This window comes from Pseudomonas sp. NBRC 111138, from assembly GCF_001320835.1.
Lineage (GTDB): Bacteria > Pseudomonadota > Gammaproteobacteria > Pseudomonadales > Pseudomonadaceae > Aquipseudomonas > Aquipseudomonas paracarnis.
Window position 1 is genome coordinate 1 of sequence record NZ_BCBO01000042.1, and the last position, 22,323, is coordinate 22,323.

Genomic DNA, 22,323 nt, shown 5'->3' on the forward strand with positions numbered 1-22,323 from the left:
ATCAGGGTGCCCAGTTCGATGACTTTCAGGCCGGCAAGTGGTTTGGCATTAAGCGACATGGGGATCCTTACGAGCGCGGGACGATGATGTCCTGCTTTTTAACATAGGCGAGCCGCGCGGATGCAGCGCAGTATTCGTTCAATGCCCTCGCCATCGGTTAGACTGGCCGCCTTTCCTTGTCTTTAGAAGCCCGTTCATGGCCCAGCCGTCCACGACCTACAAATTCGAACTCAACCTCACCGACCTCGACCGCTCGGTGTACGAGAGCGTCAAACAGACCATCGCCCGCCACCCTTCGGAAACCGAAGAGCGCATGACCGTGCGCCTGCTGGCCTACGCCCTCTGGTACAACGAGCAATTGGCGTTCGGGCGTGGCCTGTCGGATGTAGACGAACCTGCCCTGTGGGAAAAAAGCCTGGATGATCGTGTTTTGCACTGGATCGAAGTCGGCCAGCCGGATGCCGACCGCCTGACCTGGTGCTCGCGCCGCACCGAACGCACCAGCCTGCTGGCCTATGGCAGCCTGCGCGTGTGGGAAGGCAAGGTAGTGCCGGTGGCCAACAACCTGAAAAACGTGCACATCGCTGCCGTGCCCCAGGAAGTCTTGGAGACCCTGGCCAAGGACATGCCGCGGGTGATCAAGTGGGACGTGATGATCAGCGAAGGCACGATCTTTGTGACCGATGACCGTGGCCAGCATGAAGTGCAACTGCAATGGCTGGTCGGCGAGCGCGGTTGAAAAGGTGGGAACTGGCTTGCCTGCGAGGGCATCCACTCGGTGTGTCTGATGTACCGAGTCGTATGCATCGCAGGCAAGCCAGCTCCCACATTTGATCTTGTTGCGTTCACTATCTGTGTTTAACCGATGTATTAGAAGAGAAGCTCCCGTCACCCCATGCGTATCGATCCCCGCCCATTGCCCGCCGTCCTGCCTTTTCTCGGTGAACTGCCGCCGCTGTTGACCCGCCTTTACGCCGCACGCGGGGTGCAGTCGGAGGCCGAGCTGGACAAGAGCCTGGCGCGGTTGATTCCCTATCAGCAGCTCAAGGGCATCGACGCCGCGGTGGACTTGCTGGTGACGGCTCTGGAGCAGCGCCAGCGCATCCTGATCGTCGGTGACTTCGACGCCGATGGCGCCACAGCGAGCACCGTAGGCACCCTGGGCCTGCGTTTGCTCGGGGCGGCCCATGTCGACTACCTGGTGCCCAACCGCTTCGAATACGGCTACGGCCTGACCCCGGAAATCGTCGCGGTGGCGCTGCAGCGCGAGCCGCAGTTGCTGATCACCGTGGACAACGGTATCTCCAGCGTCGAAGGCGTGGCGGCGGCGAAAGCGGCGGGGTTGCAAGTGCTGGTCACCGACCACCACTTGCCCGGCGATGAACTGCCGGCCGCTGACGCCATCGTCAATCCTAACCAGCCGGGCTGCACGTTTCCCAGCAAGGCCCTGGCCGGGGTCGGCGTGATCTTCTATGTATTGATGGCCCTGCGTGCACGGTTGCGCAGCCTGGGTTGGTATGACAACAAGCCCCAGCCGAACATCGGTGAACTGCTTGATCTGGTGGCCCTGGGCAGCGTCGCTGACGTGGTGCCGCTGGACGCCAACAACCGCATCCTCGTGCACCAGGGGCTGGAGCGTATTCGGGCCGGTCGGGCGCGGCCGGGGATCAAGGCGATCCTGGAAGTGGCCAAGCGTGATCATGCGCGTATCACCTCCACCGACCTGGGTTTTATCCTCGGCCCGCGCCTGAATGCCGCCGGGCGCCTGGACGATATGAGCCTGGGCATTGAATGCCTGCTTACCACGGACTTCGCCGCCGCACGGGAAATGGCCGCGCAACTGGACGGCATGAACCAGGACCGTAAATCCATCGAGCAAGGCATGCAACGCGAGGCCCTGGCCCAGCTCAAGGACCTGCCGGTGGAGTCGATGCCGTACGGTCTGTGCCTGTTTGACCCGGAGTGGCACCAAGGGGTGATCGGGATCCTCGCGTCACGTATGAAGGAGCGTTATTTCCGCCCGACCATCGCCTTCGCCGATGCCGGTGATGGCCTGCTCAAGGGCTCTGGACGCTCGGTGCAAGGCTTTCATATCCGCGATGCGCTGGCGGTCGTTGCCAGCCAGCACCCCAACCTGATCACCAAGTACGGCGGCCACGCCATGGCGGCGGGGCTGACCTTGCCCGAGGCCAACTTCCCGCTGTTTGCGCAAGCCTTCGATGCCGAAGTGCGTCGGCAATTGCGCGAAGAAGACCTCACCGGCCGCCTGCTTTCAGACGGCACCCTGGCGGTGGAGGAATTTCACCTGGAACTGGCCCGCGCCCTGCGCCATGCCGGCCCGTGGGGGCAGCACTTTCCCGAGCCGTTGTTTCACGGGGTATTCCAGTTGGTGGAGCAGCGGGTGGTGGGCGAGCGGCATTTGAAAGTGGTGCTCAAGAGCGAATGCGGGTCGGTGAAGCTCGATGGCATCGCCTTTGGTGTGGACCGCGAAGTGTGGCCAAACCCGACGGTGCGTTGGGTGGAATTGGCCTACAAGCTGGATGTGAATGAGTTTCGTGGCAATGAAACCGTGCAACTGATGATTGCGCACATCGAACCGCGCTAGTTTTCATCAACACCACGTACCACTGTGGGAGCGGGCTTGCCCGCGATGACGGAGTGTCAGTCAACGCTACTGTGACTGAGCCACCGCTATCGCGGGCAAGCCCGTTCCCACATTGGGTCTTAGGTTAAGCTGGGGTTATTCGGCTTTGGCCTGATGCTTGACGATAATATCCACCAACCGCTTGGCCAGCGCCGGGTAGTTCTCATCGAAGTGATGCCCGCCCGGCAGCTTCATGGCTTCGCCCACGGCGGTCTTGTCGGTGCAGCCACTCTCGTCGACTTCTTCGGCGCCGTAGATGCACACGACTTTCTCTGGCGGCAGCTTGGCCATTTCTGGGCCGGTGGCGGCTTCTTTGCCGGCGTTGCCCAGCCAGCCTTCCACTTCGATTTCAAAGCTGCCGGTGCGGGCGAAGGCCAGCAGGATGATCGCGTCCACCCGTTGCTGTTCGTTTTCTGGCATACGGTTGTAGATCGCCGGCAATACGTCGGCGCCGAACGAGTAACCGGTCAGCACGAAGCGCTTGGTGCCCCACTTTTGCCGGTAGTGTTGCATCAGCTCGGTGAGGTCCTTGGCACTTTGCTCCGGCGTCTTGTGCTGCCAGTAGTAGCGCAGGGTGTCGATGCCCACCACCGGGTAGCCGATCTTGGCCATCTCGCCCGCCACGTCGCGGTCCAGGTCGCGCCAGCCGCCGTCACCGGAGAGGAACAGGGTCACGGTGTCCTTGGCTTGGCCGGCAGGCACTTCCACCACCGGAATCGCCAGGCCGCCGTTGTCCGAACCGACCAGTTGCTTGCGCAGTTCGTTATTCAGCACCTGTGGGTAATGAATGTCGTAGTCGCTGATGCTGGTGGTGGCGCGCGGTGTGTCGCGTACGAAACTGGCGCTTTCATCGTCGGGGTTATCGTTCCACGCCACCAGCCAGCTGCCATGGGCGGCGGTTTTCGGCAGCGGGTCGTTGCAGCCTTCCTGTTTCAGGGCGAAGCCCACGGAGATGGCGTTGGCCTTGTCGTCGTTCTGGGTGGCCAGCCAGCGCCAGGCGAGTGCGGCGCCAGGGCCAATGCCGCTGACCAGGGTTGCCGGGCCTTTCAGCTGGGCCAGGGCGCCTTGCAGGGCTTTTTCCTGCAGTGCGCAGTCATCTTTTGGCAGCACCACCTGAACCAGTTGCGCTGAACCGCCCTGGCTCAGGGCAATCAGTTGGCTGTCGGTCAGGGTTTCGTCGGCCATCACCGCCACGGCCACGCGCGCTTTTGCGTTGCTGGCCGGGGTCACGCGGGTCATTACCGAACCGTCGGCCTGGGGCAAGTGCTCCAGGGTCGGTTGCGGAGCAGGGCGGTTCCAGTACCAGAAGCCACCGGCCGCGATCAGCGCAAGCAGCACCACTAAAGCCAATACATACCGCCAGGAGCGTCGAATCATCAGCGTTTCACCAATCCAGTCAAGCCGCCCGCGATCAGGGCGGCGGTATCGGCCAATGCCACCAGCGGATCCAGTCCTGCGGGCACGGCCATGTAACGGGGTTCCCAGTCGGGCTGGAACTTGTCTTTGAAGCGGCGCAAACCTTGGAAGTTATACAGTTGCTCGCCACGGCGGAACACCATCGAGCCCAGGCGCTGGGTCAGCGGTGCGCCACGGCGCGGTTGCAAGCCCGACAACGGCACCATGCCGAGGCTGAAGCGCGCGTAGTCGTGGCTCTTATAATGTTGAATCAGGCCCACCATCATGAACTCCATGGTCAACTTGGGCGCGTCCGGGTGGGCACGCATCAGGTCGAGGCTGGCCAGATCATGATTGTAGGTTTCGAGCAAATTGGCGAAGGCCACCGGGCGCCCTTCGAAGCGAATGATCGCGATACGAAAGTGCTTGAGGTAGTCATCGCTGAAACGGCCCAGGGAGAAGCCCTTTTCCCGCACATTCTTACCTGTAAGCCAGGCATCGGAGATGACTTTTAATTCATCCATCGGCGCCTTGCCCGGTTCGCAGATTTCCAGGGACAGGCCGTCCCGGGTGCCACGGTTCCAGGTGTAGCGCAAATCCTTCATTTCTTTGCCCTTGGCTTCCAGGTCAAAGCGTTTCAGGTCGACGCGGGCTTCTTCACCCAGTTTGATCGCGGTGAGGCCGATGTCCATGTAATACGGCAGGTTCTCGGCGCGTACCTGGTAAAACACCGGACGGGCATGGTGGATGTCGCACAGGTCGCGGAACTGCCAGATCATCTCGGCGCGCGGTTGGGTCGGGCCGATCGGGTCGTACAAAGCGACCAGGCTACGCCCGCGACGGGCATACATCAGGAAGGCTTCATCGTTGGGGTGAAACAGCAGTGCCTTGTCGCCGGTGAGCGCCAGGCCGCCGTCAGGTTGGGACGAGGCCATCAGGATCTTGCTGGCGCGCTCCAGTTCTTCCGGGGTCGGCAGGTGGATGACCGGGCGTGCCGTGCGCAGCAGCCAGGTCAGCGACACGATCACCAGCAACACGGCGGCGCCGAGCAGCGAACGCAAACCACGCGGGGCGTTGGCGTCGAGGGTGAACTGCCACCAGAGTTGGTGACTGTAGGGCACGTCCTGATAGGCAAACAGCAGCAGCCAGATCGAGGCGCCGAGCACACAGACACTGGCCACCAGGTACAGCGGCGAAAACGGCAACTCGGTCAGGCGACTGGCGCGGTAGAACGAGCGCCGGAAGATGGCCAGCAGCACTGCGGTCATGGTCATCAGGCTGGCTTCTTCCCAGTCGAAGCCTTTAAGCAGCGAGAGCAGGGCGCCAACCAGCAGCAACACCATGGTCAGCATCCAGGCGGCCGACAACCGCCGGCGCAGGCCCTGGGCGAGCAACAGGCACAACACACCGATCAGGCTGGCACCGAAGTGCGACGCGTCAATCAGACGATGGGGAATCAGGAAGCCGATGTTTTCCAGGCGTGAGTCGATCTCTGGCGTGGCGCCGGAAAACAGCAGGACCACGCCGGACAAAAAAACCAGGACGGCCAATACTGGCGCTGCCAGCCCCGATGCTACCCGCAGGCTTTGCTGGGTCTGGAACAGGCGCTGGGCCTCGTTGACCAGCAGGAATACACAAGCGATCAACAGTGGCAGCACCACGTAGATCATGCGGTACAGCAGCAAGGCAGCAGCCAGGGGCGCGGCACCGAGTTTGTCGGCAAAGGCCGCCAGCAGGATCGCTTCGAATACGCCCACGCCGCCCGGCACATGGCTGAGCACACCGGCGGCCAGGGCCAGCAGGTACACCAACAGGAACGGGCCGAAGGGCGGCGCTTCGGGCAACAGCAGATACAGCACGGTAGCGGCTGCGGCGACGTCCAGTGCGGTGATGATCAGTTGCAGGAAAGTCAGGCGTCGGCCAGGCAGGCGCAGGGTGCGGCGCCCGGCCTTGACCAGCAGGTTGTCGGGGTAGGGCTGTTCCGGCAGGCGGCGGCGATAGATGCCGATGCACAGCAGGGCCGACAACAGCAGCACGGCGCCGGCAATGCCGCCGAGCAGGCTTTGCGATAAATGCAGGTAAGTGGAGGCGGCTGGCAAGTTGCTCAACGTGGCCAGCGCGGCCAGCGGCGGCAGCGCACAGCCCAGGGCCAGGCTGGCGAACACGGTCATGTGCGCCACTTCCGAGGCGCCGATTCCATGGCGTGCATATAAACGGTAACGCACCGAACCGCCCGAGAGCATCGACAAACCAATGGCGTTGCCGATAGCAAAGGCGGTGAAACCACCCAGGGCCAGGGTCTTGGCGGGCAATTGCACGCCGGCATAACGCGCGCCGGAGAATTCATAGCCGAGCAGGATCACAAAACCGGCGACTGCCGCCGCAAAGGCCCCCAATAGGGCAGGCTTGGGCACTTCCAGGATCGAATCGTGCAGGGCGTAGAGGTCCAGCTCTAGCAGCAGGTGCCGGCAGGCGATCAGGGCGATTGCAAACAGCAGGAGCGTCACGGCCAGGCCGATGGGCTGGCGGTACTTGCTCAACAGGTCCAGCCACCGCAAACGGGTGGGAGTGATCGGTTGTTCTGCTGTGACGGTGTCTTGTGGTTCAGACGAGTTGGCGCGCATCAATCACCTCGTGGATTGTGCGCGACAGGATGGAGGTATCCAGCCAAGTTACCAATCCCTATGGACAAAATAATTACAAATATTAACGCGGATCACCGGGCGCGGCGACTGCGGCCATTGGTCGTAGAGGGGTAGCGCTTGAGCATTGAGCATAGCGTGCAATGAGATGGACTCTGCAAACCGTCTACGGTTTCATGAAAGATGCCATGCCATTGTTTCAGAAGAACTTTTTCGCCAGATACAAAAAAGGCCACTCTTTCGAGTAGCCTTTTTTGATGTTTGGTTGCGGGAGCCGGATTTGAACCGACGACCTTCGGGTTATGAGCCCGACGAGCTACCAGACTGCTCCATCCCGCGTCTGTGGGCGGCATTCTACAGCCCAATGGCGGGGTGTCAACCGTTAATGAGCCGATCGCTGGAATAAGCGCTAATTATTCTGAAATCAAGGTGTTGGGCGCATTCTGCAAGGGAAACAAGCGCGCACAAAAAAGGCCACTCTTTCGAGTAGCCTTTTTTGATGTTTGGTTGCGGGAGCCGGATTTGAACCGACGACCTTCGGGTTATGAGCCCGACGAGCTACCAGACTGCTCCATCCCGCGTCTGTGTGTCGGCATTCTACAGAGGAACGCGAGTGTGTCAACCTGTGAATCGAAGAAAAGCGCTTTTGCTTCAATCGGTTAGCGCTTGATGAGGGGCTTCTTGAGGGCTTGAAGCCAGGCAGGGCAAGGCTTTCAGCTCTATTGGGATGCGGGATTCGATTGAGAAAATATATTCATCTACGAAATTTCCTACCGCTCAGACAGAAGATTCAAACTACTGGTGCTATATACAGGGGTGAGTGCGATACTGGCCACCCGTTGGTTAACACCCCGTTTATATGACGCAGCGCAAAATCATCCACGTCGACTGTGATTGCTTCTACGCCGCCATCGAGATGCGCGACGACCCGAGCCTGGCGCAAAAGCCCTTGGCTGTCGGTGGCTCGGCAGATCGGCGCGGCGTGATCGCCACCTGCAATTATGAGGCGCGGGCGTATGGGGTGCGTTCGGCGATGTCGTCACGTCACGCCCTGAAGCTGTGCCCGGACTTGACCATCGTCAAGCCGCGCATGGATGCCTATAAAGAAGCGTCGAAAGAAATCCAGCTGATTTTCCGCGACTACACCGACTTGATCGAGCCGTTGTCGCTGGATGAGGCTTACCTCGACGTGTCTGACAGCCCGCATTTTGGCGGCAGCGCCACGCGTATTGCCCAGGACATTCGGCGCCGGGTCTCCAACCAGCTGCATATCACTGTGTCTGCCGGCGTGGCGCCCAACAAGTTTTTGGCCAAGATCGCCAGCGACTGGAAAAAGCCCAACGGCCTGTTTGTGATCACGCCGGATCAAGTTGAAGACTTTGTCTCGCAGTTGCGTGTCAGCAAGCTGCATGGCGTGGGCAAGGTCACCGCTGACAAGCTGGCGCGCCTGGGCATCGAAGACTGCCTGCAATTGCGCGACTGGAACAAACTGGCGCTGGTGCGCGAATTCGGCAGTTTTGGCGAGCGCCTCTGGAGCCTGGCCCGTGGGATTGATGATCGTGTAGTGCAAAACGACAGCCGGCGGCAATCCATCAGTGTAGAAAATACCTTCGACGTGGACTTGCCCGATCTTTCAAGTTGCCTGGCGAAACTGCCGGAGTTGATGGAGACCCTGGCCGGGCGCATGGCGCGTATCGACAGTAGCTACCGGGCGGGCAAGCCGTTCGTGAAAGTGAAGTTTCATGACTTTACCCAGACGACGCTGGAGCAGGCGGGGGCAGGGCGGGATCTGGAGAGTTATGAACAGTTGATGACTCAGGCGTTCAATCGCGGGGGCAAGCCGGTGCGGTTGTTGGGGATAGGCGTACGGTTGCTGGACCTGAGCGGCGGCAACGAACAGCTCGAGTTTTCCTGGTAAAAACCCGAAATAAATGTGGGAGCTGGCTTGCCTGCGATAGCCGTGTGTCAGTCACGAATGCTTTAACTGATACACCGCTATCGCAGGCAAGCCAGCTCCCACAGTTTGATCTTCACAGGTATTGAGCGATCAGCGTGCGCCGGGATCCGCCACCAAGCGCCCACCATCCTTGGTCAGCGCCTGCACAAACTCCTGCTGCAACTCCGGATCATTGCGCGTCAGTTCAATCAGGCTTTGTTCCAGCTCGCTGGCTTCTTCTTCCAGGCCCAGCTCCGACAGGCGTTTGACCCGGTGTACCCACTGGTTCACTTCGTCATCTTCCAGGTCGTCATAGATCAGGGCATGGGCTTCGAGCAGCTTGCTGCGCAGCGTGTTGCTGACCGCCAGGGTCGAGTCGGTATGCACGTCGTCCTGGCCATCCGCCACAGTGATTTTCAGCGTGGTGACGCGGTTCAGGTCCTGCTCGGCAAAGGGGCTGTCCAACAGGTTAAGGCGCAGAATGCCGTTACGGTCGGTGGTCAGCTCATGGGTCTGCTTGCCGGCAGTGACTTGCACCGGGCGCTCGCTCCAGGGCAGGCTCGAATACTCCAGGCGCTTGTCACGCTGGACTTCATCGATAGCCGCCAGGTTCTGTTGCGCACGGCCGTGGGATTGCACGTTCATGAACGGGTTGATGCCGTCCACGCCATAGCTCAACCAGTCATGGGTCACACTCGTGGGCAGGTTGCCGAGGGCGAAGATATTCGCCACGTTGGCACCCACGCCCGCCACCAGCGCCACGGCACCCAAGGGCATCTCGTAGAGTTTGCGCCAGGGCTGGTAGGGCGTGTAGCGGTCATAACGACGGGTGACTTCGAATTCGGTGACCTCGAAGGTCTTTTGCTCATGAATGCGAACTCGGCGTTGCGGCAGCTCCAGCACTTTGGGTTCGCCTACATCGATCTGCAGGCTGTGGTCGAGCAACTTACGCTCGACCCGCTCCTCGTGTTCACTGCGTTGCGACATCTGATTGGCGCAGCCGCTGACCAGCAGGGCGCCGCACAAGGCGGCGCCCCCCAGGGCTCTGGTGTTTCGCTTGAACATGACTTCTCTTGATCTGGTTTTCAGCGACGAATACGCGCCTGGAGGAAAGACAGCACGTCAGCCACCGGCAACGGTTGGGCTTCGGCTTCGGTCCGGCTCTTGTATTCCAGATTGCCATCCGCCAGGCCGCGGTCACTGACCACGATCCGGTGCGGGATGCCAATCAGTTCCATGTCGGCGAACTTGATGCCCGGGCTGGTTTTCTTGTCCCGATCATCGAGCAGCACTTCGAAACCGGCAGCGGTGAGTTCCGCGTACAGTTTGTCGGTGGCTTCGCGTACTTGCTCGGTTTCATAGCGCAATGGCACCAGGGCCACCTGGAACGGCGCCAGCGCGTCACTCCAGATGATGCCTTTCTCGTCGTTGTTCTGCTCGATGGCAGCGGCAACCACGCGGGATACGCCAATGCCGTAGCAGCCCATGTCCAGGGTGATCGGCTTGCCGTTCTCACCCAGTACTTCGCACTTCATCGCCTTGCTGTACTTGTTGCCCAGCTGGAAGATGTGCCCGACTTCGATGCCGCGCTTGATCTCCAGGGTGCCCTTGCCATCCGGGCTCGGGTCGCCGGCCACGACGTTGCGCAGGTCGGCCACGGTCGGAACCGGCAGGTCACGCTCCCAGTTCACGCCGAAGTAGTGCTTGTCGTCGATGTTGGCGCCGATACCGAAGTCGCTCATCAGCTCAACGGAACGGTCGATGATGATCGGCAGTGGCAGGTTCAGCGGGCCGAGGGAACCGGCACCGGCGCCAATGGCGTCGCGCAGTTCGGCATCGGTGGCCATGACCAGCGGGCTGGCTACGCCAGGCTGGTTAGCGGCCTTGATTTCGTTGAGCTCGTGGTCACCACGGATCACCAGGGCGATCAGCTTGCCTTCTTCTTCGGCGCGCACGATCAGGGTCTTGATAGTCTTTTCAATCGGCAGATTGAATTTCTCCACCAGGGCCGCGATGGTCTTGGTGTCTGGCGTGTCGACCAGGCGCAGCTCCTCGGTGGGAGCAGGGCGCGAGGTTTCACGTGGTATGGCTTCGGCCTTCTCGATGTTCGCCGCGTAGTCGGAACCGTTGCTGAACACGATATCGTCTTCGCCGGACTCGGCCAGCACGTGGAATTCGTGGGAGCCGGCACCGCCGATGGAGCCGTTGTCCGCTTCAACCGGGCGGAACTTCAGGCCCAGGCGCGTGAACACGTTGCAGTAGGCCTGGTGCATGCGGTCGTAGGTCGCTTGCAGGGAAGCCTGGTCGGCGTGGAACGAATAGGCGTCCTTCATGATGAACTCGCGGCCACGCATCAGGCCGAAGCGTGGGCGGATCTCGTCACGAAACTTGGTCTGGATCTGATACAGGTTGAGCGGCAACTGCTTATAGCTGCTCAGCTCGTTGCGCATCAGGTCGGTGATGACTTCTTCGTGGGTCGGGCCGGCGCAGAAATCGCGGCCATGACGGTCTTTAAAGCGCAGCAACTCAGGGCCGTACTCTTCCCAGCGCCCGGATTCCTGCCACAACTCAGCCGGTTGGGTGCTCGGCATCAACACTTCCAGAGAGCCGGCCGCGTTCATTTCTTCACGAACGATGGCTTCGACCTTGCGCATCACCTTCAAGCCCATGGGCAACCAGGTGTACAGGCCCGAGGCCAGTTTGCGGATCATACCGGCGCGCAGCATCAGCTGATGGCTGATCACAACCGCGTCGGAAGGCGTTTCTTTCTGTGTGGCGAGCAAATATTGACTGGTACGCATGGTAGGCCGTTGTCGGTTGCTTGGACTTGAAATGACTTGGGATTGTACGGGCGCTTGTCGCCGGAGTACAGGCGTGAGGTAGCTGGGTGTATCTGTCGTAACCGTCGCTTGTGTGGGAGCTGGCTTGCCTGCGATAGCGGCGCTGGGTTCACCACCGCTATCGCAGGCAAGCCAGCTCCCACATTGACTGAGTCGTGTCAGTCTTCCGGCGGGGGATTCAGTCGGGCGCGGCGGTTCTCCTGGAACCAGTGCAGCGCAATCAGGAGCAGCGTCGGCACACCCAGCAGGCAGGTGATCATAAAGAAGTTGTGATAACCGAACTTCTCCACCATCACCCCTGAATAGCCGCCGATCAAACGCGGCAGCAACAGCATGATCGAACTGAGCAGCGCATATTGGGTGGCGGAGAACTTGAGGTTGGTGAGGCTCGACAGGTACGCCACGAACGCCGAAGTGGCCATGCCCGAACTGAAGTTGTCCAGGGAGATGGTGACGATCAACATCTGCAGGTCGGGGCCCATGTCGGCGAGCATCACGAACAGCAGGTTGGTACCGGCCGAGGCCACGCCGCCGATGAACAGGATCGGCAGTATCCCGAACCGCACGATCAATAGGCCGCCCATGCCGGCGCCGAGCAGGGTCATGATCAGGCCGAAGATCTTGCTCACTCCGGCGATCTGGTCCTTGGTGAAACCCTGGTCGATATAGAACACGTTGGCCATGACGCCCATCACCGTGTCGGACATGCGATAGGTGGCAATCAGCCCGAGCAGCAGCAGCGCCTGCCAACGGTAGCGCAGGATAAAGTCGTTGACCGGCGTGAGCACGGGCGCCAGGCCCCGGCGGCCCATGGCTGAAAGGCACAGGGTAGTGAGGATGATATAGAGGATGGCGCGCAGGAACGCGCGGTCTTCCATCAGCAGTTCCCACAAACTCACGCCCTGGAACAGCACGCTGGCGAAGTCGGTGTTGTACAACTGGGTGAACATCGCCGGTACCGAGACCAACAGCACGATCAGTACAAACACCGACACCAACTGGTGCATGAAACTGTAGCGTCCGGCCTGCAACTGGGTGCGCAGTGGCACATCAGGTTCACGCATGAGGAAGGTGGTGAGCAACGCCGGCACCATCAACACGCCGAACAGCACATAGGTGCCGGTCCAGGCCGAGTGTTTATAGTTGAAGCCGGTGGAGCCAAAGCCTTCGGCAAAGAACAGCGCACCGGCGGTAGCCAGCAGGGCGGCAATGCGATAGCCGGACATGTAGCTTGCCGCCAGGGCGGCCTGACGGCTGTCGTCGGCGATTTCCAGGCGGTAGGCATCCACGGCGATATCTTGGGTGGCCGACGCGAAGGCGACGATCACCGCAATGGCGATCAACCAGGACAGGTGTTTTTGCGGGTCACAAAAGCCCATGCCGATCAATCCGAGGATCACCAGCGATTGGGCCAGCACCAGCCAGGAGCGACGACGCCCCAGTTTGCCAAGCAACGGCAGGCGCCATTGGTCGAGCAGCGGCGACCAGACCCATTTGAAGGCGTAGGCCAAGCCGATCAGGCTCGCATAGCCAATGGTCTCGCGGGCCACACCGGCTTCACGCAGCCACACCGAAAGCGTCGAAAACACCAACATGTAAGGCATGCCGGCGGCGAAACCGAGCAACAACAGCACTAACGTCGAAGGGCTGGCATAGGCGGCGAGCGCGGCGCGCCAGGTTTTACGGGGCATGGGCTGGAGTCTGCCTCAGATTTGCGGAAACAAAGCGCGCACTCTAACCGCTGTGCTCTACCGGGCGCCAGCCATGACGCTGAATATCAACACGATTGTTCAGGATGGTGACGCCTTCGCTACGTAAACGCGCACGTTGTTCGTCACCCGAGGCACTGCCCACCGGCAAACTTATCCGACCACCGGCAGCCAGCACCCGATGCCAGGGCAACCGCGTGTCTTGCGGCAACTGGCTCAGGGTGCGCCCGACCCAGCGGGCAGCCCGCCCCAAACCGGCCAGGTGGGCCAGCTCGCCGTAACTCACCACGCAGCCTTCGGGCACCTGCGACAACGTCAGGTAGAGTGCGGTGCGGCGCATCTCGGCGGGGCTTTGTGGCGTATCGGCGGGTAGGATCACTGTGGGTATATCCGTTGAGATCGTCGTTGTTTTGTCAGAAACGTCTGTAAACATGACGATGAGTATTGAACTCAATATAAATCCTTGAGTCAGTTCTAGCCATGTAACACTATAACGCCCCTTATTTTCGCCAACCCCGAGTCCCGTACTTGCTTATGTTGTCCAGAACCCTGTTGTGCCTTGCTGTTTTCAGTGCTTCCACGCCCTTGCTCGCCGATACCGTCTGGTTGAAAAACGGTGACCGGCTCACCGGCAAGATCAAAGTCTTCGACGGTGGCAAGTTGCTGATCCAAACCGACTACGCAGGCTCCATTCCGGTGGACTGGAAACAGGTCAAAACCCTGGAAAGTGACCAGGAGCTGCTGGTCAAGCAGGACGCCTACAGCGGTGAAAAGGCCAAATCCTTGCAGGCATCGGATGATGGCAAGGTGGTGCTGGCCAATGGCGAGGCGCCCAAGACGGTGGAACTGGCAAGTATCCAACAGATCATGAAGCCCAAGCCCGTGATCGAAGACCTGGTGTGGAAGGGTAACGTCGACCTGGCGCTGGACTACAAGCGCGCGGACAAAGACACCAACGACTACGACATCGACTTCAAGACCTCGGCCCGTCACGGCCAGTGGCGTCATACGGGCAAGGGCGAATACAACCGCGAGTTCCAGGACGACGTCACCACCACTGACAACTGGGCCCTGGAATACGACCTGGACCGCTTCATCACCGAGCACTGGTTCTGGCAGGGGCGCCTGACCTACAAGCGCGACAAAATCGAAGACCTGGCGCGCCAGCGCACCGTGGGTACCGGCCCGGGCTACCAGTTCTGGGACGATGAACTCGGCGCGTTTTCCCTCGGTTCGCTGGTCAACCGCACCGATTACGAATATGCCGATGGCGGCAAAGACAACTTCTATTCCCTGGCCATGAAGTGGAACTACAACCGCTACCTGGTGGGCAAGACCGTTGAGTTCTTCACCAATGGCGAGCTGGGCAAGCCGCTGGACGGCCCGGCCGATTATTCTCTGGATGCCGAGATGGGCCTGCGCTACAAAGTCACCGAATGGGCCTCGCTCAACCTAAAGGCCGAGCGTGACATCATCAGCGGCGACTCCGACAGCAGCTTGAGCAAGACCCGCTACACCGCAGGCTTCGGCGTGGCCTGGTAAACCGGCGTCGGCCACTCTGGCAACCTGCGCAGATATTGATTACCTTGTGTTGAGATCCATTCCCATATGCCATGGGCCGCGGAACACCCGAGGAGTCATCTATTGAGCACGCAGGTTGCCAAGAACGCCCGAGAGCTGTTGCTCAAGGAATACCGTGGGGCGCTCGCCACACAATCCAAAGCCATGCCCGGCTTTCCCTTCGGCTCGGTGGTGCCCTACTGCCTGGACGAGCAGGGCCGGCCGCTGATCCTGATCAGCCGCATTGCCCAGCACACCCATAACCTGCAAAAAGACCCCAAGTGTTCGCTGCTGGTGGGTGAGCGCGAGGCCGATGATGTGCAAGCTGTCGGGCGCCTGACTTACCTGGCCGAAGCCGAAAAGCTGGAAGACACCGCCGCCATCGAAGCCGCCGCCGAGCGCTACTACCGCTACTTCCCCGACTCGGCCAACTACCACAAGGCTCACGATTTCGATTTCTGGGTGCTCAAGCCGGTGCGCCACCGTTATATCGGTGGGTTTGGCGCAATCCATTGGGTCGACCAGTTGACCTTGGCCAACCCTTTTGCGGGCAAGGCCGAGCGCAGCATGATCGAGCACATGAACAGCGATCACACCAAGGCCATCGCCCATTACGTTGAGTTGGGCGGTTTGCCAACCACCGAGCCTGCGCAACTGGCTGGTATCGACAGCGAAGGCATGCACCTGCGTATTGGCCTGTCGTTACATTGGCTAGGGTTTGCCGAGCCCTGCAATACGCCGACACAAGTACGCGAAGCCCTGGTTTCATTGGCGCACGCCGAGGTCTGGCCGAAAAAAAACGCTGTCACTGCTTGAATTCACACAACGGCGACGTCATCTAAGGTGGACTGGCAAGGCATTCTTGCGTTGAGGAACCATTTGATGCGCCCTTTTTTATTGCTCTTTCTGCTGTTTCCGGTGTTGGAGCTGTTCGTATTCGTTAAAGTCAGCGGTGCGATCGGTTTCTTCCCGGCGCTGCTGCTGATCATCGTAGGCTCCATGCTCGGCGTGCTGGTGCTGCGCGTCGCCGGCCTGGCCACCGCGCTGCGTGCCCGTGAAAGCCTGAACCGGGGCGAACTGCCGGCCCAGACCATGCTTGAGGGCCTGATGATGGCCCTGGCCGGTGGCCTGCTGATCCTGCCGGGCTTTATCAGCGACGTGCTCGGCCTGGTGCTGCTGCTGCCATTCACCCGCAAGCTGCTGGCCGGCAAGATGCGCCAGCGTGCTGAAGAGGCCGCCATGCGCCAGCGTGCGTTCGCCGACGACCTGCAACCCCGTGGCGGTCCGGCTCCGCGCCAACCCCTGGGGCGGGAAGGTGATGTGATCGAAGGCGAATTCGAACACCGCGACAACAAATAACCGCTTCACCGGCACGGCACCTTCGGGTGCCGTGTTGCATTTACCCTTGAGCCGACACAAAAAATTTCATCCCCGGCCCCTTGTAATAAGCCTGGGCGCCCTTATGTAACGGTCACCGCAAGGTTTCTGGTGGTGACACTAGACAGACTTCCGCGTCTCGCCCAGCGAGCCGCGACCGGCACCGCCGGAATTTAACCCGCCGGAATTGATACCGGCCGATGAAAAACACAATTAGGAGAGATCGACAATGAAGCTTCGTCCTCTGCACGACCGCGTCGTAATCCGTCGCAGCGAAGAAGAAAAGAAAACCGCTGGCGGGATCGTTCTGCCAGGTTCGGCTGCTGAAAAAGCCAACCACGGTGTCATCGTCGCTGCTGGCCCAGGCAAAACCCTGGAGAACGGTGATGTACGCGCACTGGCCGTGAAAGTGGGTGACAAGGTTGTTTTCGGCCCTTACTCCGGCAGCAACACTGTGAAAGTCGACGGCGAAGACCTGCTGGTAATGGCTGAGAACGAAATTCTCGCCGTTCTGGAAGACTGATTTCCTCGCTCATTTTCCCGTTACTACAAAGTATTTAAGGAATATCGATCATGGCTGCTAAAGAAGTTAAATTCGGCGACTCCGCCCGCAAGAAAATGCTCACTGGCGTCAACGTACTGGCTGACGCAGTAAAAGCGACCTTGGGCCCGAAAGGCCGTAACGTGATCATCGAGAAGAGCTTCGGCGCTCCGACCATCACCAAGGACGGCGTTTCCGTAGCCAAAGAGATCGAACTGGAAGACCGTTTCGAAAACATGGGCGCGCAGCTGGTCAAAGACGTTGCCTCCCGTGCCAACGATGACGCAGGTGACGGTACTACCACCGCAACCGTACTGGCTCAGTCGATCGTCAACGAAGGCCTGAAGGCCGTTGCTGCCGGCATGAACCCGATGGACCTCAAGCGCGGCATCGACAAGGCGACCATCGCCATCGTCAAAGAGCTGAAGAACCTGTCCAAGCCATGCGCCGACACCAAGGCCATCGCTCAGGTAGGCACCATCTCTGCCAACTCCGACAGCTCCATCGGCGACATCATTGCCGAAGCCATGGAAAAAGTCGGTAAAGAAGGCGTGATCACCGTTGAAGAAGGCTCGGGCCTGGAAAACGAACTGTCGGTTGTAGAAGGCATGCAGTTCGACCGTGGCTACCTGTCCCCGTACTTCGTCAACAAGCCGGACACCATGGTTGCCGAACTGGACAGCCCGCTGATCCTGCTGGTCGACAAAAAGATCTCCAACATCCGCGAAATGCTGCCAGTGCTGGAAGCCGTTGCCAAAGCCGGCCGCCCACTGCTGATCGTGGCTGAAGACGTTGAAGGCGAAGCCCTGGCGACTCTGGTTGTGAACAACATGCGTGGCATCGTCAAGGTTGCAGCCGTCAAGGCTCCAGGCTTCGGCGACCGTCGCAAGGCCATGCTGCAGGACATCGCCGTTCTGACCGGCGGTACCGTTATCTCCGAAGAGATCGGCCTGAGCCTGGAAAGCGCCACCCTGGAAAACCTGGGTAGTGCCAAGCGCGTGACCCTGTCCAAGGAAAACACCATCATCGTTGACGGTGCTGGCGTTGAAGGCGACATCGAGTCCCGTATCGCTCAGATCCGTGCCCAGGTTGCCGAGACTTCCTCGGACTACGACCGTGAAAAACTGCAAGAGCGCCTGGCCAAGCTGTCTGGCGGTGTTGCAGTGATCAAGGTTGGCGCTGGCTCCGAAGTTGAAATGAAAGAGAAGAAGGCCCGCGTTGAAGACGCCCTGCACGCAACCCGTGCAGCCGTTGAAGAAGGCGTGGTACCTGGCGGTGGCGTTGCGCTGATCCGTGCTCTGGAAGCCCTGACTGAGCTGACCGGCGACAACGCTGACCAGAACGTCGGTATCGCTGTACTGCGTCGTGCCGTTGAAGCACCGCTGCGCCAGATCGCTGCCAACTCCGGCGACGAGCCAAGCGTTGTGGTCAACGAAGTCAAGAACGGCAAAGGTAACTACGGTTACAACGCTGCGACTGGCGTGTACGGCGACATGATCGAAATGGGCATCCTGGATCCAACCAAGGTGACTCGTTCCGCGCTGCAAGCAGCATCCTCCATCGGCGGTCTGATCCTGACCACCGAAGCTGCGATCGCTGAAGCACCGAAGAAAGAAGGCTCGGCTGGCGGCGGTATGCCAGACATGGGCGGCATGGGTGGCATGGGCGGCATGATGTAAGCCAGCCTACCCGGCGCTTTAAAAAGCCCCGCCTGCAGTGATGCAGGTGGGGCTTTTTTATGCACGGCTTGCCTTCCTCTGTAGGAGCGAGCTTGCTCGCGAAAAACGTCAACGGTAAAGCGTGCTTGCTGAGTAAACGCGGCGCCTGTGCGTTTTTCGCGAGCAAGCTCGCTCCTACAGGAGAATGCGATTAGGCCGGTACAGCAACAAGCAATACAGCCCGAGGCAGATCAGCCAGCAAAAGATCGCTGTCCATACATTGTGGGAAAAGAAATGCGCCCCTTGCAGCATACGGCTGACTGAAAACACGCTGCCCAGGCTGACGGCAAAGATGAACGCATATCGGGCCAGCCGCGGCCGTCGATCCCGCAAGGCAAAGAACCAGGCGAACAAGGCGAACCCGGTGGCGGCATGTCCGCCGGGCCAGCAACGGCCGGGTTTATCGGTAGGTGGGCGCGGGCTGAGCAGTTCGCTGTAGGTTTCCTGGCCGCCGAATTCCTTGAGGCTCCAGGGGCATTGCACGGCGGTGATGGTTTTCAATGGCGACACGAACGCCGTCGCCATGCCCAGCGATAGCACCAGGCACACCAGTTCACGGCGGTAAGGCTTGAGCCGCTGCAGGATGAAGCTGCCGACCAGGCCGAGAATCGCCAGTACCGAAAACAGGATCACCAGTTGCTTGGCACGGTCATGCAGGATGTCTTCAAGGAAGAAGCTATAGCGGCCAATGAAACCGCCAGCCTCTGCGCTGTAGAAATGCCTGGCCAGGTTCATGTCCAGGGACGTCAGCTCCAGCAACAGCAAGGCCACTGCAGCGCTGGCAGGTAGGCCTAGGCACAACCAAAAATTAAGCGGTTTGGAAATCGGTAAAGAGGAGGGGGATTTCATCACGAACCTTGGTGAAAAAGCCCCGCGCTCACCTGCACGGGGCTTTTTGATTAGCGTTTGCTTAAGGCTGGGGCCTCTTCCTTGGGCGCTTTCCAGCTCAGCAGTTGCTGTTTGTAGCCATAACTGGCGGCCTGGTAGTAGGTGATCGCCCGTTGAATCAAGGGGTCATCGCTACCGACGCGCAGCTCCTGGCTCTCGCCCAGGGCCTGGTCATGGCGACGCAAGCCTTGGCGCGGGCTGAGGATTGCCAGGTCCTTGCCATCAAACAGGCCCAGATGCTGGTAGTTGCCCACCACCACCCGTGGAGGCAATGGGTTGTCTTGCAGCAGGTTGCGGCCAAAGAATGTCGATTCGTAGCTCAGGTTGAGCAGGCCCAGCAAGGTTGGCGCCAGGTCGATCTGGCTGGACAGTTGGGCGGATTCCCGTGCGTCGATCAGCTTGGGCGCGTAGATAAACAGCGGGATCTGGTAGTTGGTGATCGGCAGGTCTTCCTTGCCCGCGCTGCCGGCGGTGTGGTCGGCGACGAACACGAAGATCGTGTTATCGAACCACGGCTTCTGGCGCGCTGCCTCAAGGAACTGGCCGATGGCGTAGTCGGTGTATTTCACCGCGCCGTCGCGACCCTTGCCGGACTTGATGTCGATACGCCCGTCCGGATAGGTATAAGGACGGTGGTTGGAGGTGGTCATCAGTTGCAGCAAGAACGGCTGTTGCTTGGCGTAGTCGGCGTCAGCCAGTTTCAAGGTCTGTTTGAACAGGTCTTCGTCGGCCATGCCCCAGGCGTTTTTGAACGAGATCTCCGACTCGGGCACGCTGCTCTGGTCCACCACCCGATAGCCGTTGCCGCTGAAGAACGCGTTCATGTTGTCGAAGTAACCGCGCCCGCCGTAGACAAATACGCTGTCATAACCGATGGCCGAGAGCTGTTGCCCAAGGCTGGCGAACCCGCTTTCGCGGCCGATGCGCTTGACGATCGAACGCCCCGGCGTCGGTGGAATTGCCAGGGTAATGGCCTCCAGGCCACGGTCGGTGCGCGTACCGGTGGCGTAGAAGTTATTGAAGTACAGGCTCTGTTGGCGCAACGCATCCAGATTGGGCGTGAGGTTGCGCGCATCGCCATTACTGCCCATGTACTTGGCGCTGAAGCTCTCGATGGTCACCAGTACGATGTTGGGCTTGCGCAGTGTGCCGGGGTTGGTGATGGCACGGCGAATATCCAGCGGGTCTTGGTCGACAAAGCGGGCGTTGGGCTCACTGAGTTCGGCGCGCAACTGCTTGGCAACGACGTCGGTCGGCAGGCTTTTGTAGAACTGGGTGTAGTCCAATTCGTTGTTACGGAAGGCGGCGAAAAACTGATAAGGCCCGTTACTGGCCAATTCGTTGTTGTAAGCATTGCCGCCTTGGGTGCGCGGGCTGTCCTGGCTGACCAGTTGCAGGCTGAGGCCGGCGAGCACCAGCAGGCTCAGGGCGTTGACCAAACGGCCACGCAGCGCAGGCAAGGGCGCTGCCATCGCGGCATTGAAGGGCTTGCGCAGAGCCACGCTCAGAATCAGTGCAAGCATCGCCAGCAGGCTCAGCAACTTGCCGATCGGGTAAGACTCCAGCAGGTTGTTCAGTACCTCATCGGAGTACACCAGGTAATCGACGGCGATAAAGTTGAAGCGCACGCCAAACTCATCCCAGAACAACCATTCGGCCACCGAGGTGAACAGCATGGCGAACAGGCTGACGGTCAGCACCGCTTGCAGGAACCAGCGATGGCCACGGCGGCGCCACAGGGCTGGCGGGCAGAGCAGCAGATACAGGCCAAGCGGCAAGGCTGCATAGGCCAGGAAACCCAAGTCGTAGAGCAAACCCACGCCAAACACGGACAACAGGTTGCCGCTGACCTCATTGAGGTGGGTAATGAGCAGCACACTGCGGGTGAGCAGGAAAACCACTAACCAGGCACCGGTGATCAACAGCAAATAGCGCATTGGCGCTGTTTTGAAAAAACCCATGTCTACGTTCCTTATATCAATGGGGGGCGATCTTCGTCCTGACACTGTAGTTAGATTGTGAAGCTATAGTGAAAAACTTGTTTGGCTTTACAAACAGTTGAAAACCTTTATCGGCGGGCCTCTCACCTCTATCCCTGAGCCCCGCTTGGCCTTAAGCTGCGCGAGCCAACACGGCCGTTACCGCGTACGGAGACACTGCCCATGCGAATTCTATTGGTTGAAGACAACCGCGATATCCTCGCCAACCTGGCCGACTACCTGGGGCTCAAAGGCTACACAGTGGACTGTGCGCAGGACGGTTTGTCGGGCCTGCACCTGGCAGCCACCGAGCATTACGACCTGATCGTGCTCGACATCATGTTGCCCGGCATCGATGGCTACACCCTGTGCAAACGCCTGCGCGAAGACGCGCGCCGCGACACACCGGTGATCATGCTTACCGCTCGCGACCAACTGGACGACCGTCTGCAGGGTTTCAAGTCCGGCGCCGATGACTACCTGCTCAAACCCTTCGCCTTGTCGGAACTGGCTGCGCGTATCGAAGCGGTGTTGCGCCGTGCCCAGGGCGGCGGGCGTCGTGCCCTGCAAGTGGGTGACCTGAACTACGACCTCGATACGCTGGAAGTCACCCGCGAAGGGCGCTTGCTCAAGCTCAACCCCGTGGGCCTGAAACTGCTCGCCGTGCTGATGCAAAAAAGCCCGCACGTGCTGCGCCGGGAAGTTCTCGAAGAAGCCCTGTGGGGCGACGACTGCCCGGACAGCGACAGCCTGCGCAGCCACGTTCATCAACTGCGCCAAGTGATCGACAAGCCCTTCGCCAAACCGCTACTGCAAACCGTGCACGGTGTGGGTTATCGCCTGGCCGAGGGTCGTGATGGAGTTTAAGCAAAGCCTTGCCCAGCGGATCATCATCGCTTTCGCCTTGATGAGTGCGTTGGTGGCGGGGGCCTTCGCCGTGGGCATCATTGCGACGGTGCACCTAGTGGAAGAGAAGTTGATCTCGGCGGGCCTGGGCGGTGACTTGCAGCGCCTGCTGTTGATGGACAGTGTCGAAGACTGGAGCCACCGGCCAGAGCCGGACCAGCTGTTTTATTTCAGCGGCGGGCGTGGCG

General features: G+C 60.1%; 17 protein-coding genes, 2 tRNA genes and 1 pseudogene. 10 read left to right on the top strand and 10 right to left on the bottom strand.

Annotation, left to right across the window (positions count from 1 at the left end; translation table 11 throughout):
- The first annotated feature begins 196 nt into the window (after positions 1–196).
- Positions 197–739, top strand: a complete 543-nt coding sequence (locus tag APH41_RS08045) for a YaeQ family protein (RefSeq protein WP_003193952.1) — start codon at positions 197–199, stop codon at positions 737–739.
- 156 nt (positions 740–895) lie between these two features.
- Positions 896–2,605 carry a single-stranded-DNA-specific exonuclease RecJ gene (gene recJ / locus APH41_RS08050; RefSeq protein WP_054918329.1) on the top strand — a complete coding sequence of 570 codons (1,710 nt, stop codon included), beginning with the start codon at positions 896–898 and terminating at the stop codon, positions 2,603–2,605.
- 135 nt (positions 2,606–2,740) lie between these two features.
- Here recJ and APH41_RS08055 read toward each other — a convergent pair whose 3' ends face one another.
- From APH41_RS08055 to APH41_RS08070, 4 genes are all read right to left on the bottom strand, one after another.
- Positions 2,741–4,021, bottom strand: a complete 1,281-nt coding sequence (locus APH41_RS08055) for a virulence factor family protein (protein ID WP_034128631.1) — start codon at positions 4,019–4,021, stop codon at positions 2,741–2,743.
- Entirely contained in the window at positions 4,021–6,663 is a 2,643-nt protein-coding gene (gene mprF / locus APH41_RS08060; RefSeq protein WP_014719775.1) for a bifunctional lysylphosphatidylglycerol flippase/synthetase MprF, read from the bottom strand. Before mprF ends, APH41_RS08055 begins: the two co-directional genes overlap by 1 nt.
- Before the next feature lie 280 nt (positions 6,664–6,943).
- Positions 6,944–7,020: transfer RNA gene (locus tag APH41_RS08065), tRNA-Met, on the bottom strand.
- Between the two features lie 165 nt (positions 7,021–7,185).
- A tRNA-Met gene (locus APH41_RS08070) sits at positions 7,186–7,262 on the bottom strand.
- Positions 7,263–7,540: 278 nt separating this feature from the next.
- On the opposite strand from APH41_RS08070, the gene dinB reads away from it, so the two are divergent.
- Entirely contained in the window at positions 7,541–8,599 is a 1,059-nt protein-coding gene (gene dinB / locus APH41_RS08075) for a DNA polymerase IV (RefSeq protein ID WP_003193948.1), read from the top strand.
- Positions 8,600–8,728: 129 nt separating this feature from the next.
- Here the strand turns inward: dinB and APH41_RS08080 are convergent, their stop codons facing one another.
- The 4 genes from APH41_RS08080 to APH41_RS08095 all read right to left on the bottom strand — a co-directional run bounded on the left by APH41_RS08080 (position 8,729) and on the right by APH41_RS08095 (position 13,506).
- Positions 8,729–9,682 (bottom strand): hypothetical protein, encoded by a 954-nt coding sequence (locus tag APH41_RS08080; protein ID WP_054918333.1) that lies wholly within the window; start codon positions 9,680–9,682, stop codon positions 8,729–8,731.
- 20 nt (positions 9,683–9,702) lie between these two features.
- A complete protein-coding gene (locus tag APH41_RS08085) occupies positions 9,703–11,418 on the bottom strand; it encodes a proline--tRNA ligase (RefSeq protein ID WP_019817246.1) in 1,716 nt (571 codons plus the stop codon).
- 197 nt (positions 11,419–11,615) lie between these two features.
- Positions 11,616–13,148 (bottom strand): AmpG family muropeptide MFS transporter, encoded by a 1,533-nt coding sequence (locus APH41_RS08090; protein ID WP_014719771.1) that lies wholly within the window; start codon positions 13,146–13,148, stop codon positions 11,616–11,618.
- Between the two features lie 43 nt (positions 13,149–13,191).
- On the bottom strand, positions 13,192–13,506 hold the full coding sequence (locus APH41_RS08095; protein WP_054897670.1) for an MGMT family protein: 315 nt from the start codon (positions 13,504–13,506) through the stop codon (positions 13,192–13,194).
- Positions 13,507–13,700: 194 nt separating this feature from the next.
- On the opposite strand from APH41_RS08095, the gene APH41_RS08100 reads away from it, so the two are divergent.
- The 5 genes from APH41_RS08100 (at position 13,701) to groL (ending at position 18,323) form a co-directional block, all read left to right on the top strand.
- Entirely contained in the window at positions 13,701–14,708 is a 1,008-nt protein-coding gene (locus tag APH41_RS08100; RefSeq protein WP_054918335.1) for a DUF481 domain-containing protein, read from the top strand.
- A gap of 102 nt (positions 14,709–14,810) precedes the next feature.
- On the top strand, positions 14,811–15,542 hold the full coding sequence (locus tag APH41_RS08105) for a HugZ family protein (RefSeq protein ID WP_054918340.1): 732 nt from the start codon (positions 14,811–14,813) through the stop codon (positions 15,540–15,542).
- 66 nt (positions 15,543–15,608) lie between these two features.
- Positions 15,609–16,085: an FxsA family protein gene (locus tag APH41_RS08110; protein WP_034128625.1), complete on the top strand. Its 477-nt coding sequence runs from the start codon at positions 15,609–15,611 to the stop codon at positions 16,083–16,085.
- A gap of 247 nt (positions 16,086–16,332) precedes the next feature.
- The gene (locus APH41_RS08115) at positions 16,333–16,626 is read left to right on the top strand and encodes a co-chaperone GroES (RefSeq protein ID WP_003193940.1); all 294 of its coding nucleotides are present in this window, start codon (positions 16,333–16,335) and stop codon (positions 16,624–16,626) included.
- A 50-nt stretch (positions 16,627–16,676) separates the two neighbouring features.
- Complete coding sequence (gene groL / locus APH41_RS08120; protein WP_014719767.1) at positions 16,677–18,323, top strand: chaperonin GroEL; 1,647 nt, start codon at positions 16,677–16,679, stop codon at positions 18,321–18,323.
- 174 nt (positions 18,324–18,497) lie between these two features.
- Here the strand turns inward: groL and APH41_RS08125 are convergent, their stop codons facing one another.
- Together APH41_RS08125 and APH41_RS08130 are read right to left on the bottom strand one after the other, a co-directional pair.
- Positions 18,498–19,211: a phosphatase PAP2 family protein gene (locus tag APH41_RS08125; RefSeq protein WP_054918345.1), complete on the bottom strand. Its 714-nt coding sequence runs from the start codon at positions 19,209–19,211 to the stop codon at positions 18,498–18,500.
- A gap of 50 nt (positions 19,212–19,261) precedes the next feature.
- Positions 19,262–21,211: an LTA synthase family protein gene (locus tag APH41_RS08130; protein ID WP_054918346.1), complete on the bottom strand. Its 1,950-nt coding sequence runs from the start codon at positions 21,209–21,211 to the stop codon at positions 19,262–19,264.
- Positions 21,212–21,412: 201 nt separating this feature from the next.
- Between APH41_RS08130 and colR the strand changes: the two genes are divergently transcribed.
- Entirely contained in the window at positions 21,413–22,096 is a 684-nt protein-coding gene (colR, locus tag APH41_RS08135) for a two-component system response regulator ColR (protein ID WP_003193936.1), read from the top strand.
- Positions 22,086–22,323: pseudogene (locus APH41_RS08140) on the top strand (two-component sensor histidine kinase); the annotation flags it as partial. The gene colR and the pseudogene APH41_RS08140, both read left to right, overlap by 11 nt.

Bases quoted from the DNA above. Each gene is read 5' to 3' on its own strand.
- APH41_RS08055 (WP_034128631.1), bottom strand. From the start codon at position 4,021: ATGATTCGACGCTCCTGGCGGTATGTATTGGCTTTAGTGGTGCTGCTT.
- APH41_RS08130 (WP_054918346.1), bottom strand. From the start codon at position 21,211: ATGGGTTTTTTCAAAACAGCGCCAATGCGCTATTTGCTGTTGATCACC.
- APH41_RS08125 (WP_054918345.1), bottom strand. From the start codon at position 19,211: ATGAAATCCCCCTCCTCTTTACCGATTTCCAAACCGCTTAATTTTTGG.
- APH41_RS08100 (WP_054918335.1), top strand. From the start codon at position 13,701: ATGTTGTCCAGAACCCTGTTGTGCCTTGCTGTTTTCAGTGCTTCCACG.
- APH41_RS08080 (WP_054918333.1), bottom strand. From the start codon at position 9,682: ATGTTCAAGCGAAACACCAGAGCCCTGGGGGGCGCCGCCTTGTGCGGC.
- groL (WP_014719767.1), top strand. From the start codon at position 16,677: ATGGCTGCTAAAGAAGTTAAATTCGGCGACTCCGCCCGCAAGAAAATG.
- APH41_RS08045 (WP_003193952.1), top strand. From the start codon at position 197: ATGGCCCAGCCGTCCACGACCTACAAATTCGAACTCAACCTCACCGAC.
- APH41_RS08085 (WP_019817246.1), bottom strand. From the start codon at position 11,418: ATGCGTACCAGTCAATATTTGCTCGCCACACAGAAAGAAACGCCTTCC.
- recJ (WP_054918329.1), top strand. From the start codon at position 896: ATGCGTATCGATCCCCGCCCATTGCCCGCCGTCCTGCCTTTTCTCGGT.
- mprF (WP_014719775.1), bottom strand. From the start codon at position 6,663: ATGCGCGCCAACTCGTCTGAACCACAAGACACCGTCACAGCAGAACAA.
- dinB (WP_003193948.1), top strand. From the start codon at position 7,541: ATGACGCAGCGCAAAATCATCCACGTCGACTGTGATTGCTTCTACGCC.
- APH41_RS08090 (WP_014719771.1), bottom strand. From the start codon at position 13,148: ATGCCCCGTAAAACCTGGCGCGCCGCGCTCGCCGCCTATGCCAGCCCT.
- colR (WP_003193936.1), top strand. From the start codon at position 21,413: ATGCGAATTCTATTGGTTGAAGACAACCGCGATATCCTCGCCAACCTG.
- APH41_RS08095 (WP_054897670.1), bottom strand. From the start codon at position 13,506: ATGCGCCGCACCGCACTCTACCTGACGTTGTCGCAGGTGCCCGAAGGC.
- APH41_RS08110 (WP_034128625.1), top strand. From the start codon at position 15,609: ATGCGCCCTTTTTTATTGCTCTTTCTGCTGTTTCCGGTGTTGGAGCTG.
- APH41_RS08115 (WP_003193940.1), top strand. From the start codon at position 16,333: ATGAAGCTTCGTCCTCTGCACGACCGCGTCGTAATCCGTCGCAGCGAA.